We start from the raw sequence: 15,095 nt of genomic DNA, 5'->3' as shown, positions 1-15,095 counted from the left end.
CAGTGGCGAAGGCGAAGTTCGAGCGGACTAAGCCGCACGTCAACATCGGCACCATCGGTCACATCGACCACGGTAAGACGACCCTCACGGCCGCCATTACCAAGGTGCTGCACGACGCGTACCCGGAGCTCAACGAGGCCACCGCGTTCGACAACATCGACAAGGCGCCCGAGGAGCGTCAGCGCGGTATCACCATCTCCATCGCGCACGTCGAGTACCAGACGGAGACCCGTCACTACGCCCACGTCGACTGCCCGGGTCACGCGGACTACATCAAGAACATGATCACCGGTGCCGCCCAGATGGACGGCGCGATCCTGGTGGTCGCCGCGACCGACGGCCCGATGCCGCAGACCAAGGAGCACGTGCTCCTGGCCCGCCAGGTCGGCGTTCCGTACATCGTCGTCGCCCTGAACAAGGCCGACATGGTGGACGACGAGGAGATCCTGGAGCTCGTTGAGCTCGAGGTGCGTGAGCTCCTCTCCGAGTACGAGTTCCCGGGCGACGACGTCCCGGTCGTCAAGGTCTCCGCGCTGAAGGCCCTCGAGGGCGACGCGAAGTGGACCCAGTCCGTCCTGGACCTCATGAGCGCCGTCGACACCGCGATCCCGGAGCCGGAGCGCGACGTCGACAAGCCGTTCCTGATGCCGATCGAGGACGTCTTCACGATCACCGGTCGCGGTACGGTCGTCACCGGCCGTATCGAGCGTGGTGTCCTCAAGGTCAACGAGACCGTCGACATCATCGGCATCAAGACCGAGAAGACCACCACCACGGTCACCGGCATCGAGATGTTCCGCAAGCTGCTCGACGAGGGCCAGGCCGGTGAGAACGTCGGTCTGCTCCTCCGTGGCATCAAGCGCGAGGACGTCGAGCGCGGCCAGGTCATCATCAAGCCGGGCTCGGTCACCCCGCACACCGAGTTCGAGGCGCAGGCCTACATCCTCTCCAAGGACGAGGGTGGCCGCCACACGCCGTTCTTCAACAACTACCGCCCGCAGTTCTACTTCCGTACGACGGACGTGACCGGCGTCGTGACCCTCCCCGAGGGCACCGAGATGGTCATGCCGGGTGACAACACCGAGATGACGGTGGAGCTCATCCAGCCCGTCGCCATGGAAGAGGGCCTGAAGTTCGCCATCCGCGAGGGTGGCCGCACCGTGGGCGCCGGCCAGGTCATCAAGATCAACAAGTGACCCAGGTCCTGTAGCACCAGCAGCAGCTGAGCTACGGGAAGGGCCCGTACGACTCCGGTCGTACGGGCCCTTCCGCATGTCCGGATCCATAGAGCAGGCGTGCGGCGGCGAGCATCGGTGTCGAGGCCACCTCCGGGCAGCCACCGGGTGCCGGAGGGAGAGAAGATCCAGCACGCGTGAGGCGCGCGCCTTCGTGCGGGCGAACACGCCGGAGCGGGCCCGGACTCGCCCTGGGTCGGGTGGTCCGGGCCCGCTTTTTCCCCCTCGGGCGGGCAGTGGCTCAGGTGGGGCGGTGGTTGTCGTGGGGTCCGGGAGCCGGGGTCGGGCTCAGGACTGGGCCCACAGGGCCGGGACGTTCGGGGGCTCCCAGCCGGGCTGGGCCTGGTGGCCCTGGAGGCAGCGGTAGGTGGAGCCGCCGTAGGTGACGGTGTCGCCGGGCTGGTAGACCGTGCCGGCCGCCCAGGTGCCGCTGGGGTCGCCGGGGCCGGGGCCGGGGCCCGGGTCGTCACCGGTGGTCTTCAGGGTGAGGCCGTAGTTGGACAGGATGGGGTTGATCGGCTGGAAGTAGGTCGTCCCGCCGCTGGAGCAGTTCCCGGAGCCGCCCGAGGTGACGCCCTGCGCCTGGCTGCCGGAGATGAAGGAGCCGCCGGAGTCACCGGGTTCGGCGCACACCGAGGTGCGGGTGACACCGGAGACGGTGCCCTCCTGGTAGGTCACGCTGGAGTTCAGCTGCTGGACGGTGCCGCAGTGCCAGCCGGTGGTCGAACCCGAGCGGCACACCGAGGAGCCGACGGTCGCCACCGTGGACCCGGTCACCTGGAGGTTCTGGCCGTTCTGGTTGACGTACGGCGTCGCGGTCCAGCTGGAGTTGGTGGCCACCCACGACATGTCGTTGCCGGGGAAGATCGACGCCTGGAAGGTGCCCTGCGACACCTGGTTGGCGCCGGTGGTGGTGGAGCCCGCCTGCCCGCAGTGCCCGGCCGAGGCGAAGCCCTGCTGGGTGCCCCGGGTGATGGGGAAGCCGATCGAGCAGCGCGTGTTGCCGTTGATGTAGTACGCGTCGCCGCCCCGCAGGTCGTACAGCGGGCGGGGCCGCTCGGACGTCTTCACCACCTTGGCCAGCGACGGGTCGACCCCGGCGGCGGCCAGCAGGTCACGGGCCGCGGCGGGCCGCAGGGCCTGTACGACCAGCGTGTTGGTGGGTACGTCGACGTACCACGCCGGGGCGTCGCGTGTGTCGCGATGGGCGGCGGCGCGGTCCAGGCGCGCCTTGGCCGCGTCCAGCGAGGCGAGGGAGTGGCGGACCACGACCGCCTCGGCGCCCCCTGCCCTGATCGCCGCCGCGTCGGCGGCGTCGGTGGTGGCCACGCTCAGCCTGCCGGAGTCCGCGCCGTGCACCCACGCGCCCGCGTAGTCCGCGCCGAGGGCGGCGCGCAGCCGGCCCGCGGTGGCCCCGGCCTCGGCCTCGTTGGCCAGCCGGTGCTCGGCCTGCTGCCGGTCGATGCCCAGGTCGCGCTGCATGGCGTTCAGGACGGCCGCCGAGGTCTCGGCGGTGTGCAGGGTCCGGGCGGCCGACCGCACCGGCGCCTGCGACTGCGTGGTGGCGGCTGCCTGGGCGCCGGCCTGTCCGCTGAGCCCGGTCAGGACCAGTGCGCCCGTCGCCACCACCGCGGCGCACGCGGCTCTCGTATGTCTGTGGGGCATGGGGGATCTCCTCGGGTTCGGTGGGGGGTGCCGAAACCGTAGGAGGGCCGACTGGGCGGCGTAAGACTCCGGTTGACCCCCTTGCCCGGCGTTATGGAACCGGACCGTCCGGCGTGCTACGGCCTTCTCGGGGGAGCCGGCGGCGCGGGCGGGGTCACGGCAGGGTGCTGCTCGTCCGGCCGCCGCCGGCGAGCCAGTCGGCGTAGCTGTCGCTGCGCGCCGCCACGGCGGAGTGGGCGCGGCGGACCTGGGCGAGGACGGTGTCCGCGGTGCCGGCGCGCTGGGTCGCCGGGTGCCAGCCCAGCAGGTGCCGCCACAGGAGCGGGGTGCCGGCCAGCGGCCTGGTGGTGATGCCGGGCGTGGTCGGGAAGGTGGCCCGGCACAGCCCCACCGCCCGGCCCACCTGGACCAGGTGCACACAGGAGGCGATGTCCGTCTCGTACATCCGGCCGGGCGCGAACCCGGCGCGGGCGCAGGCGGCGGTGAAGCAGTCGGCGAAACAGCCGTCGCCGGGCACGCAGGCCCACTCCTCGTCGGCCAGCTTGGCCAGTTCGACCTCGCAGGTGCGGGCGAGCGGATGGTCGTCGGCGAGCATGACGAAGACCGGGTCGACGGCGAACTCCTCCCACGCCAGGTGTTCGCTGTCCGGTGGCGCGGCGGTGCCGCAGGCCCCGGTGACGGCGAAGTCGAGGCGGCCCTCGGCGAGCAGCGTCGCCAGTTCGCGTTCCGACCAGGAGGCCTGGGTGGAGACCTGGACGTCGGGCGCGGCCGCCGCCAGCAGGTCCACGAGGGCGCCCAGCAGCGGCCCGTGCGTGGCGCCCAGCCGCAGCCGCTCGGCCTCCCGGCCGGCCCGTGCGCGGGCGAACCGGACGGCCTCCTGCTGGAGTTCGGTCACCGCGGGCAGCACGATCCGCGCGCGTTCCAGCACGAGTTCGCCGAGCGGAGTGGCGCGCACGCCGTGCCGCCCGCGTTCGAACAGTTCTCCGCCCAGGGCCCGTTCGATGCGTCTGAGCTGGGCGCTCAGCGCGGGTTGTGCGAGCCCTAAGACCGTTGCCGCTCTGGTGAGGCTGCCCGCCTCGGCTATCGCCCGGACCGTCTTGAGATGCCGCAACTCCAGCTCCATGGGGGGAGCTTGCTGCGCAGGCGGCGGAGGGGCAAGGGGTTGGTCCGGACCACTGGAAGCACGGACGGCGCGTACCGGCCGCGGCGGACCGGGCCGGGGGTTCAGTCCGCGACGGGGCGCCAGCGGCGGGCGGCCCGGGTCGTCACGACGGAGGCCAGCGCGCCGGTGAGCAGTGCGAGGACGGCGGCGCCGGCCCCGCCGGTCAGCAGCAGCCCCGTCGACAGGTGGCCGCCGCTGGTCCGGCTCAGGAAGAGCGTGCTGTCCCAGAAGATGAAGACCATCGCCACGCCGACCGAGAAGACCATCGGCACGGTCAGATGCCAGAACGCGACGGACCGGAACACGCGGGTGCGGCCGGTGAGGACGACGAGCGGTGCCAGCGCGGTGCTGAAGCGGCGGAACTCCGCCATGGTGCTGACGCCCGCGGCGGCGAGCAGGACCAGCAGGCCCGACGTGCCCAGCATCATCACCCAGCGCACATTGCGGCGCATGTTGCTCGCGCCCAGCACCCATTCGTCGCCGAGCGCGCCCGCCTCGGCGTGCGGCAGCGCGGTGAAGGCGGCTTCCTTGACGGCCGTGAGCTGGGCGGTGTCCTTGTGCGCGGAGACGACCAGCAGGGTGTTCCCGGCCCGCCGCCAGCCGGGCGTGACGGCTGTCCTCGTGTCCGTCCCGTACCAGCGCAGGAGTTCTCCGACGCGGGGATCGGCCGGGGTCATGGGCAGCGCCGCCGCGGTGCAGGACAGATGCAGTCGCCGCATGGCCGGGCACGGGCCGTCCAGGGTGGTGAGGAGCCCGGTCTCGGTCTCCTGGGTGCCCACGACGAGCAGATCGCTCCCGGCGGGCAGCGCGGCGCCGAACCTGGCGAGGTCGGCGTCGGTGAACCCGCCGGTGCGCACCACGGTGACGCCCGTCCCGATCCGGGACCGCGTCGCGTCCGCCTCCCGCACCATGTCGCTGCTGCGGCTGGTCCACAGCTGGAGCTGGACGACCAAGCCCAGGCCGATGATCACCGCGGTGGCGAGCCGGATGACGACGCCCGGGTGGGCGGCCGTCCACCGGCCCCCGACCAGCATCCCGACGCCGCCGCGCCGCCGCCCGGCGGCCGCCATGCCCGTGCCGAGGCGGCGGCCGATCCTCCCGATCAGCGACGGCAGGAAGGCCCAGCACCCGATCGTGCCGACGGCGAACATGATGATGTACGCCTTGCTGTGCACGAACTGGCCGGCCAGCAGGACCACCACGGAGGCGCCGAGGCCGGCGAAGCGCCAGTGAGGGACCCGCTCGGCGAGCCGGCGCGGCCTGGTCGCGCCCTTCGTGCGGCCCAGCCGGTGCAGGGCGACCACCATGGCCAGCATCAGCACGAAGACGCCGGCCGCGCAGCCCAGGGCCAGGGGCCAGACGGCCCGCACGTCGTGCCGGTTCAGTACGAACCCGGTCTCGGGAAGGCGTACCTCCACCGCCGTGGCGAGCGCGAACGGGACACAGCCCGCCAGGACGCCGCAGGCCACCGGCAGCAGCGCCTCGCCCAGGTCGACCAGGGCGCGGTGGCGCCGGCCCGCACCGATCGCGCCGAGCAGCTGGGTACGCCGGTCGCGGGGCGCCGAGCCGACCCGGACGGCGATGACGCAGAAGGCGAGGGCGGGCAACCCGAGCAGACCGCCGATGCCGGTCATCATCATGGTCAGCGACTGCACGGTCAGGGCCTCGCCCAGACCCCAGGCGCGCCCGTAGCCGGAGATCGGGGTCCAGTCCTCGCGCTCCTTGCCCTCGGGTGCCTTCAGCGGGCGTGCGTAGGCGAGGCGCTCGGCGGGGGAGGCGAGGCCGGACTCACCGATCACCCCGCTGACGCGGCCGTATCGGCTCGTGATGCCCTCGGCGGCCCCCACCCGTGCCAGTTCCGGGGAGAGCACGGCCTCGCCGGGGGCGGGCCAGGCCTTGAGACCGGGTGGCGGCGGGGCCGTCGCGGTGAGCGGCCAGACCTTGACGAACCAGTGCGGGGTGGAGCCGATCGCGTCGGAGGTGGCCAGCCACAGGGCCACGGGCGCCTGTCCGTGCGCGGCGAGGACGGGGCCGCGGGCCCGCTCACGCGCGTCCCGGCCGTCGTAGGCGGCCGCGGCGGCCACCGCGGCCAGCGCCGCCGTGGTGAGGAAGGCCGCGGCCAGCAGCAGGGCGAGGAACCTCAGCCTGCTGCCCCGGGCGGCCCGGCCGGCCGAGGCCCCCACGCGCAGGAGCTGCCACCAGAGCCTGCGGCCGGACCCGGGGCGCCGGACGGCGGGGGAGTCCGCGCCGCTCATGCCACCGCCACCAGGAGGCTGCCCGACTCCAGCCGGTACCAGTGGTCGGCGCGTTCGGCGACGGTCAGGTCGTGGGTGACGACCACCAGCGCGCAGTTGCTGCGGCGCGGCAGGGCGAACAGCAGGTCGGCGACGGCCTCGCGGGTCTCGGTGTCCAGCGCGCCGGTGGGCTCGTCGGCGAGGATGACCGCCGGGTCGGTGATGAGGGCGCGCGCCACCGCGGTGCGCTGGCGCTCGCCCCCGGAGAGCAGCCCGGTCTGCGTCTGTTCCCGCGGCACGCCGAGTTCCTCCAGGAGCGCCGCGGCACGGGCGTACGCCTGCCGGTGCTCCATGCCGCCGAGCAGGGCCGCCAGCGCCACGTTCTCCACGGGGGTCAGCTCCGGCAGCAGTTCGCCGAACTGGAAGACCATGCCCACCGTGTTCCTGCGGTGTTCGGTGAGCCTGCGCTCGGACAGCGTGGCGAGGTCCACTCCGGCCAGCGCGACGGAGCCGTCGTCGGGCCGCATGAGGCCCAGCAGACAGGTCAGCAGCGTGGATTTGCCGCTTCCGCTCGGTCCCGTGATCACCACCGACTCACCGGAGCGCACCCGCAGCTCGACCCCGTCGAGCACTTTCCGCTCGGCGAAGGAGCATGTGAGTCCGGAAACAGCGACCGCTTCCACCTGATCCACCTTCTCGACCTCTCAGACCGTGCCCCGCGCACCGCCGTTTGGGGCTGCCCCACGCTCCGGGGCGGCCCCAAACGTCATTTCTCCCCGCTCCTAGCCGACAGAGGTCCAGCCGGTGCAGATGTCATCGTCCCAGTCGTGCTCTTCGCATGCGTGGATCTTGGTTATCTTCGAGCCGGACGCGGAATAGACCGTCGTGTTCTTGCCCGACTTGTTCCAGAGCGTCTTCTTCGTGGAGCCGGAGCTCTGGCGGTTGTACTCGCCCTTGACCCACTGCTTGGAGCCGAGGTCCTTGACCCCTGTCTTTCCCTTGTCCCCGCCGGCGGGAGCCCACTGGGAGACCCGGCCGGAGACCGTGACGGTGGTGCCGAACGCCTGGGCGGCGGGCACGGCGACGGCTGCCGCGGCGATGAGACCGCCGCTCACCATCCTGATGAGCGAAGCGCGCATGAGATACCCCCTGTTGATCGGTCGCGATTTCCTTGCGGAAGAGCCGGACCGGAAGTGCCGTGAATTCGGAACTAAAAGTTCCGAATATGTTCACTTTTTCGACCTGCCGGCCGACGGGAAAACACAGTACAGGCGGACATGAAGGGAAAGGGAAAGGGTGAGAGTATGTCTGGAAATCGCCTGGCGCTCGCCGCGCTCTGGCACGGCGCGAGATTGTCGGCGCGCACCGGAAGCGCTTGCTGAGCGGGTGTTGTGACGTATTGGGCCGGTGATTCCCGCGCGGTCGGAAGGGAATGGCCGATTCCTGGCCCCCGCCGCCCGCTGCGGCGGCCGCGGACCGCGGAGCCCCGGTCTCCTCCGCCGGGAGCCCCGGTCCCAGCGGCGCCGGCGCTCCCGGCGCTCCCGGCGGGGGAGACCGGGGGCGGACCGCGGCGGTGACGGAAAACGAATCTCGGATGGTGAGCAGCCGCCGCTCGATCACTGGTCAGCGTGTTCACGCAGGAGTAACACTGGAGCGTCCCGCGCGCGGCAACGGCGCCGAGCGCTCACCACCGGTCACGCACCGGTAGCACGCCGCGCCAGAAAGGGCCCCCGTGACGACCCGAGACGACACCAAGACACAGCTCGACGCCCTCCGCAGCGAGATCGAGCGGCGCAACCCCGCTCAGCCCGAGTTCCACCAGGCCGTGCACGAGGTGCTGGACACCCTGGCCCCGGTGCTGGCGGCGCGCCCGGAGTACGCGGAGCCCGGCCTGGTCGAGCGGCTGTGCGAGCCGGAGCGGCAGGTGATCTTCCGGGTGCCGTGGCAGGACGACAAGGGGCGGGTGCACGTCAACCGCGGTTTCCGGGTGGAGTTCAACAGCGCGCTCGGCCCGTACAAGGGCGGCCTGCGCTTCCACCCCTCCGTCAACCTCGGCATCGTCAAGTTCCTCGGCTTCGAGCAGATCTTCAAGAACGCGCTGACCGGGCTCGGCATCGGCGGCGGCAAGGGCGGCAGCGACTTCGACCCGCACGGCCGCAGCGACGCGGAGGTCATGCGGTTCTGCCAGTCGTTCATGACGGAGCTGTACCGGCACATCGGTGAGCACACCGACGTGCCCGCCGGGGACATCGGCGTCGGCGGACGCGAGATCGGCTACCTCTTCGGGCAGTACCGGCGCATCACCAACCGCTGGGAGGCCGGCGTCCTCACCGGCAAGGGCCCCGGCTGGGGCGGCTCGGCGATCCGGCCCGAGGCCACCGGCTACGGCAGCGTCCTGTTCGCCGAGGCCATGCTGCGCGAGCGCGGCGAGGACCTGGAGGGCCAGACGGCCGTCGTCTCCGGCTCCGGCAACGTCGCCATCTACACCATCGAGAAGCTGCTCGCCCTCGGCGCCAACCCCCTGACCTGCTCGGACTCCGGCGGCTATGTCGTCGACGACAAGGGCATCGACCTCGATCTGCTCAAGCAGGTCAAGGAGGTCGAGCGCGGGCGGATCAGCGACTACGCCGAGCGCCGGGGCAGCTCCGCGCGCTATGTGTCCGGCGGCCGGGTGTGGGAAGTGCCGGCCGATGTCGCCCTGCCGTCCGCCACCCAGAACGAGCTGGACGAGAACGACGCCGCCACGCTGGTGCGCAACGGTGTGAAGGCCGTCTCCGAGGGCGCGAACATGCCGACCGTGCCCGAGGCCGTGCACCTGTTCCAGCGCGCCGGGGTCGCCTTCGGGCCCGGCAAGGCCGCCAACGCGGGCGGCGTCGCGGTCAGCGCCCTGGAGATGGCGCAGAACCACGCCCGTACGGCCTGGTCGCCCGCCCGTGTCGAGGAGGAGCTGGCGCGCATCATGGGCGACATCCACACCACCTGCCACGAGACCGCCGAGCGCTACGGCGCCCCCGGCGACTATGTGACCGGCGCGAACATCGCCGGGTTCGAGCGGGTCGCCGACTCGATGCTCGCGCAGGGCGTCATCTGACCCGTGCTCGCGCAGGGCGTCATCTGATCCGCACCGCCCGACCCGCACCGCCCAGGACACACGACCGCGCCCCGCTCCGGAACCCGTACGGTCCGGAGCGGGGCGCGATCGTGTGTGTGCCCGCCGTACGGCTAGTGCGCGGCGGCTCCCGCCGGGGCGCCGTGCCGGGACGGCCGGGCGGTCACCAGGAGGCCGGAGGCCACCGCGGCGAGCAGCATCGCGCCCACGCCCCACCAGATGGCCTGGGTGTAGCCGTGGACGATGCCCTCGCGCAGGACCTGCGCCTTGCGGGAGGGGTCGGTCAGGTGCTGTCCGACATAGGTGGAGGTCGCCGAGGTGGCGATGGTGTTGAGCAGCGCGGTGCCCAGCGAACCGCCCACCTGCTGCGAGGTGTTGACCATGGCGGAGGTCACACCGGCGTCCTGCGGCCGGACCCCGTTGGTCGCGGTGGAGAAGACCGGCATGAAGGTGAGGCCCATGCCGAGGCCGAGCAGCAGCTCGGCGGGCAGCACGTGCGTGGTGTACGCGGAGTCGACGCCGAGCTGGGTCAGCACCAGCAGCCCGGAGGCGGCGAGCAGCATGCCCGGCACCATCAGCAGCCGCGGGGGAGTGCGGGGCAGCAGCCGGGCGGAGATCTGCGTGGAGCCGATGATGATCGACGCGGACATCGGCAGGAACGCCAGGCCGCTGCGGACCGGCGAGTACCCGAGGATGCCCTGGAAGTAGTAGGTCATGAACAGGAACAGACCGAACATGCCGATGGTGGCCAGGGCCATCGTCAGGAAGCTGCCCGCGCGGTTGCGGTCGGAGACCACGCGCAGCGGCAGCAGCGGGTGCTTGGCCTTCATCTGCCACAGCACGAACGCCACCAGCAGCACCACACCGCCGCCCAGCAGGCCGACGACCAGGCTGTCGCTCCAGCCGCGCGGCTCGGCCTCGGAGAAGCCGTAGACGACGGCGACCAGGCCGCCGCAGCCGAGGATGACACCGGGGATGTCGAGCCTGGCCCCGCTGTGCCCGGGGCGGTCGCGCAGCAGGATGACGGCGCCGATCACGGCGACGGCCGCGATCGGGATGTTCACGTACAGGCACCAGCGCCAGTTCGCGTACGAGGTGAGGACGCCGCCCAGCAGCAGGCCGAGCGCGGCGCCCGCGCCCGCGATGGCGCCGTAGATGCCGAACGCCTTCCCGCGCTCGCGGGGGTCGGTGAAGGTCGTCGTCATCAGGGAGAGCGCGGAGGGCGCGAGGACGGCGCCGAAGACGCCCTGGAGGGCGCGGGCGCCGAAGAGCATGCCGGGGCTGCCGGCCGCGCCGCCGATCGCGGAGGCGACGGCGAAGCCGATCAGGCCGATGATGAAGGTGCGCTTGCGGCCGACCAGGTCGGCGATGCGGCCGCCGAGCAGCAGCAGGCCGCCGAAGGCGAGGGTGTAGGCGGTGATGACCCACTGGCGGTTGCCGTCGGACATGCCGAGGGCCTTCTGGGCGGAGGGCAGCGCGATGTTCACGATGGTCGCGTCGAGGACCACCATCAGCTGGGCGAGGGCGATGATCACCAGACCCCACCAGCGGCGGGGGTCGGGGGCATCGGCGGGTGCGTGCGCGGTGGCGGCCGGGGCCGTCCGTATCGCTTCGGTCGGAGGGGAGTCGCTCATGGGTCGGGCGTCGCTTCCTTGGCTGGTGGAGAGGCGTGCGTGGAGAAGGCGTGCGGTGGTGGCGCGCCGCCGTGGCCGGTACGCCGGGGCGGTCCGCGGCCGTGGTCTGTGGTCTGCGTCTGCGTCTGCGGTGTGCGTCTGCGGTGCGGGTCTGTGGTCTGTGGTCGAGGTACGCGGGCGGGCTACGGGGCGCGGTGACGCGGCGGCCGGGCCCGGCTCGCGGCTCGGCGCGGCCGTGCGCGACGGCGGTGACCCGGACGTCCGTCCGGTCCGGTCCGGTCCCCCCGGCCCCGTTCCCCCCGGGCACCTGGAGACCTTTTGTCCCCCGGTGGCCCCTGTGCCCCCACGCCATCGTCACCTTCGGAGATCGTCAGTGATCCTGATGGTCAGTGCAGTGTACGCTGCCCGCATGAACGACGTGCCGCTCTCCGATGTCATGAGCCATCGGCTCGGATATCTGCTGAAGCACGCCTACGCCGCCATCGCCGCCGATATGGGCGAGGCGCTCGCGCCCTTCCGTCTCATCCCGCGCGAGCTGGGCGTCATGACGGTCATCGCCGCCGCCGGGCAGCAGCAGTCCCAGCTGGAGATCGCCGCGCTGCTCGGCGTCGACCGCACCACGATGGTCGGCATCGTCGACGCGCTGGAGGGCAAGGGCTACGTGGAGCGCCGCCGCAGCGACCAGGACCGGCGCCGCAACGTCGTCACGCTCACCCCGGCCGGCCGGCAGTGCCTCGCCGAGGCCGAACAGGCCCGCGAGCGCGTCGAGCGCGACTTTCTCGCCCCGCTGGACGAGCCGGCCGTCGAGGCCCTGACCGACGCCCTGCGCACCCTGCGCCTGTCCCGCACGGACGCGGCCGCCGCAGCGGCCATCGGCCGCATGACGTGCGGGGGCCACCCGGGCTGAGGCCCGCTCCCGTCCGTCCTCGCCTGCGCCGCGCCACCCGCCGGGCGCGCGAGTGTCGGCTGACCACACGCCCCTGTGAAGGCATTCTCAGGCGAAGGCGGCCCCCGCGGCGATCTTCGACAGGACGCGGCCGGTCAGCGTTGGACGGTCCGTAAGAGCTGCTGCTTAGCTGGGGGCAGAACGAGCCGGGTCGGAGCGAGTGAGAGAGGTGCGCGGTGGAGACTCCCCGTCTGGAGGAGGTGCGCTTGACCTCTTTCAAGAGCTTTACGGGCCGGCGTCTGCCGTTGCAGGACCTCACGGTACTGATCGGGCGCAACGGCAGCGGCAAGTCCAATGCGCTGGACGGGCTGATGGTGTTGTCCCGGCTGGCCCAGGGCGAGCCGGTGCGGGATGCGCTGGACGGCCCGAGAAGCGGCGGCGAGGAGCCTATTCGTGGTGGGGCGGAGGGATGCGTGCCCCTGGGCGAGGAGAGTTTCCAGCTCGGCTGCCGCGTGCGCTCGGGCCGGGCGGTCTTCGACCTCGATGTGGAGATCGCGGTACGCCCTGAGGTCCGGGTCATGCGAGAGGAACTGACGGCGGTGGAAGGCGTCCCCTATGGGGGGCGCAGGCTGGCCGCCGGCCGTTCGCTCCTGGCCAGCGACCCCGTGGACCCGCGCCGAAGTGACCTCAAGGTCCGGTACTTCAACGGGCGGCGGGGCCTGGACCCGGGTATCCCGTTCGCCGCGGACCGCCTGCTGACCAGCCAGGTTCCGGTACGTCTGCCCGCGACCACGGAAGCGACCAAGCTGGTGCACAGGGCGGCACGGGACGTCCTTGCCGTGCTGCGTGAGGTCTTTCTGCTGGACCCGGTGCCGCACCTCATGAGGCAGTACGTCAACGCACGCGACACGGAACTGCGGCGCAGCGCCGACAATGTGAGCGCGGCGGTCGAGGGGCTGCGGGAGACCGACCCCTCCGCCTTCGCCCAGCTTACGGAACTCGTGGCGGGGATGCCCGAGTATCCGGTGCGGGGCATCAGCACCGTCGACACAAGGCTCGGTGATGTGCAGCTGGTGCTGCGCGAGTCGGGCTACCACGGTACCGACCACGATGTGCCGGCCCGGCTCCTCAGCGACGGCATGCTGCGCTTCCTGGCCTTCGGCACCGCGCTGCTCAGCGCCCCTGTCACCAACGGAGACGACGGCCCCCTGAGAGCCCAGCGGCACCTGGTGATCGAAGAGGTCGAAAACGGTCTGTACCCCACCCAGGCGGCGCGGGTGCTGCGCCTGATGAAAGCGGAGTCGGAGCGGCGCAGCATCGACGTATTGTTCACCACCCACAGCCCGGCCCTGCTCAACTCGCTTGAGGCGCAGGACCATTCAGGCGTCGTCGTGTGCACCAGGGATCCGGACTCAGGGGAGAGCGTATTGACGCGCCTCACAGATCTGCCCGGCTACGTGGACCTGCTGGCAGCGGGGGACCTGGGTGACGCGGTGACCAAGAACCGTCTGCCGGATGCCGTACGCCCCCCAGACCCGGGTGTGACCAGCGTCGAGGACTTCCTGAGGAGCCTGTGAGCTGTGAGCAGACAGCACCGCTCGGGGCTCCGGCTCCCTGTCGTCGACTTCCTGGACACCTCGGTCTTCGTCGAGATCCTTGATGTGCCTCACATGAACGATCACCGTGCAGACGTCCTCGCGGAGATGGACGACCGGCTCAGGAAGAAGATCCGGTTCGTGCTGCCCACGGCGACGGTGGTGGAGACCGGCAACCACGTGTTCCAGATCAAGGACGGTACGGCACGCCGCACCTGTGCCGGGATCTTCCTGAACATGCTCCGCAAGACCGCGGCGGGTGAGGCTCCCTGGGTGCTGCACGAGCGCACCTGGGACGGACCGTTCCTCGCTTCGCTGTGTGATGGCGGCACGACGGGGATGGACCTGGCCGAGCACGCGGTGCGTCAGCAGCTCGGCACCGGCGATCTGAGTATCGTCGCCGAGCGGGACCTGTACGCGGCCCGCGCCCAGGCGGAAGTCCGTATCTGGACGCTGGAGGCGACGATGGGGACCTGGGCCGAGCTGCCGTAGACGCGGCGAGTGGTGGCGGGGCCGGGGTTCATGCGGCGGCGCCGGTGTCGAGACCGGTGTCCCGGCAGTCGCGGCAGTAGGCGCCTGGGTGCGGGGTCCGGATCGCGCGTTCGCAGTTCTCGCAGTTGTGGAAAGGCGGAGGGGCGGCTTCGACGCTGGACGGTGGCGGTGCGGACACCGGCGGCGCGGGAGGTGGCAGCAGCTCGGTGAGGCGGTGGGCGAGCAGGGCCGCCGGGTGCCGCAGGGGGTCTTGGGGGAGGTTCGCGGTCAGGGCATGGCGTACGGCGTCGGGGTGGGCGCCGCGTTCGAGCCAGGCGGCGACGGCGGGGGCGAGCCGGCGGACGGCCCGCTCGGAGAGGAGGAGGCGGGGATCGTGGCGGTGCAGCCCGGCGAGGAGGGCGGTGGCCGTGCGGTGCCGGGCGAGGTCGGGGGCGAGCGGGGCCGGGAGCGGGGGGCCGGGCGCCGGCTCGGGGGCGGAGGGAGCCGGTGGCGGCGGATCCATCGGGGCAGGCGGCGGGGGCTTGAGCGGCTCAGGCGTCCTGGGCGTCTTGGGCGCGGCGGCCTGGGCGGGCCGGGGCTGGGGCTGGTTGTACGAGACCGTGTGCGTGACCATGCGGCCGCTGGGCAGGCGCTCGCGGATGCGGGCCAGGTAGCCGTGGGCCTCCAGCTCGCGCAGCGCGGCGGCGATACGGGTCTCGCCCTCGGGGAAGCGGGCGGCCAGCGTCTTGATGTCGACGCGGGCGCCGGAGGGCAGCGACTGGATGTGACAGGCCAGGCCGATCGCGGTGAGCGAGAGCACGCCGTGCTGGGCGAGGTGGTTGCCGACGACCGTGAAGCGGGTCGTGTGCCGGGTGCGGATGTGGGTGATGCCGCGCGGATTCAGCGGCTGGGAGCACGAGGGCGCGCTAAGGTTCTGGATATCCATCGGGAAGGTCCTTGCTTCCTCGGTGGTCAGGCCCTCGATCGGGATGCCAGTCCCGGCCGGGGGCCGTCGCATGTCTGCGGTGGTGGTGCGGTCGCGGCGAGCATATGCCAGCGAACGGGGCGGAAATCCAGCCGAGTTGGGCGTTGCCACTCTTCCGG

At 72.0% G+C, this 15,095-nt stretch carries 12 protein-coding genes; 5 read left to right on the top strand and 7 right to left on the bottom strand.

Going from position 1 to position 15,095, the window contains the following annotated elements; genetic code table 11:
- Positions 1–2 precede the first annotated feature (2 nt).
- Complete coding sequence (gene tuf / locus R4Z62_RS13375; protein WP_018564791.1) at positions 3–1,196, top strand: elongation factor Tu; 1,194 nt, start codon at positions 3–5, stop codon at positions 1,194–1,196.
- 327 nt (positions 1,197–1,523) lie between these two features.
- On the opposite strand, the gene R4Z62_RS13370 is transcribed toward tuf, so the two are convergent.
- The 5 genes from R4Z62_RS13370 to R4Z62_RS13350 form a co-directional block, all read right to left on the bottom strand.
- Positions 1,524–2,900, bottom strand: a complete 1,377-nt coding sequence (locus R4Z62_RS13370) for an alpha-lytic protease prodomain-containing protein (RefSeq protein WP_355476304.1) — start codon at positions 2,898–2,900, stop codon at positions 1,524–1,526.
- A 154-nt stretch (positions 2,901–3,054) separates the two neighbouring features.
- Complete coding sequence (locus R4Z62_RS13365) at positions 3,055–4,023, bottom strand: LysR family transcriptional regulator (protein ID WP_389597502.1); 969 nt, start codon at positions 4,021–4,023, stop codon at positions 3,055–3,057.
- Positions 4,024–4,124: 101 nt separating this feature from the next.
- Complete coding sequence (locus tag R4Z62_RS13360; protein WP_491519899.1) at positions 4,125–6,317, bottom strand: permease; 2,193 nt, start codon at positions 6,315–6,317, stop codon at positions 4,125–4,127.
- On the bottom strand, positions 6,314–6,988 hold the full coding sequence (locus tag R4Z62_RS13355) for an ABC transporter ATP-binding protein (RefSeq protein WP_491519898.1): 675 nt from the start codon (positions 6,986–6,988) through the stop codon (positions 6,314–6,316). Before R4Z62_RS13355 ends, R4Z62_RS13360 begins: the two co-directional genes overlap by 4 nt.
- A gap of 90 nt (positions 6,989–7,078) precedes the next feature.
- Positions 7,079–7,435, bottom strand: coding sequence for a hypothetical protein (locus R4Z62_RS13350; RefSeq protein WP_064534623.1), 357 nt, complete (start codon positions 7,433–7,435; stop codon positions 7,079–7,081).
- 593 nt (positions 7,436–8,028) lie between these two features.
- Between R4Z62_RS13350 and gdhA the strand changes: the two genes are divergently transcribed.
- A complete protein-coding gene (gene gdhA, locus R4Z62_RS13345) occupies positions 8,029–9,387 on the top strand; it encodes an NADP-specific glutamate dehydrogenase (RefSeq protein ID WP_064534625.1) in 1,359 nt (452 codons plus the stop codon).
- 131 nt (positions 9,388–9,518) lie between these two features.
- Here gdhA and R4Z62_RS13340 read toward each other — a convergent pair whose 3' ends face one another.
- Entirely contained in the window at positions 9,519–11,039 is a 1,521-nt protein-coding gene (locus R4Z62_RS13340) for an MFS transporter (protein WP_491519897.1), read from the bottom strand.
- A gap of 409 nt (positions 11,040–11,448) precedes the next feature.
- Here R4Z62_RS13340 and R4Z62_RS13335 point away from each other — a divergent pair, with 409 nt between their 5' ends.
- The 3 genes from R4Z62_RS13335 to R4Z62_RS13325 all read left to right on the top strand — a co-directional run bounded on the left by R4Z62_RS13335 (position 11,449) and on the right by R4Z62_RS13325 (position 14,012).
- Positions 11,449–11,946, top strand: a complete 498-nt coding sequence (locus R4Z62_RS13335) for a MarR family winged helix-turn-helix transcriptional regulator (RefSeq protein WP_064534629.1) — start codon at positions 11,449–11,451, stop codon at positions 11,944–11,946.
- Positions 11,947–12,191: 245 nt separating this feature from the next.
- Positions 12,192–13,502 carry an AAA family ATPase gene (locus R4Z62_RS13330; protein WP_159393107.1) on the top strand — a complete coding sequence of 437 codons (1,311 nt, stop codon included), beginning with the start codon at positions 12,192–12,194 and terminating at the stop codon, positions 13,500–13,502.
- Positions 13,503–13,505: 3 nt separating this feature from the next.
- Entirely contained in the window at positions 13,506–14,012 is a 507-nt protein-coding gene (locus tag R4Z62_RS13325; RefSeq protein ID WP_355476294.1) for a hypothetical protein, read from the top strand.
- Between the two features lie 28 nt (positions 14,013–14,040).
- On the opposite strand, the gene R4Z62_RS13320 is transcribed toward R4Z62_RS13325, so the two are convergent.
- A complete protein-coding gene (locus R4Z62_RS13320) occupies positions 14,041–14,937 on the bottom strand; it encodes a helix-turn-helix domain-containing protein (protein WP_355476292.1) in 897 nt (298 codons plus the stop codon).
- Positions 14,938–15,095: the final 158 nt, after the last annotated feature.

It is taken from the genome of Streptomyces sp. PL-25 (assembly GCF_058344915.1).
This window is presented reverse-complemented; position numbering and strand designations above follow the sequence as displayed.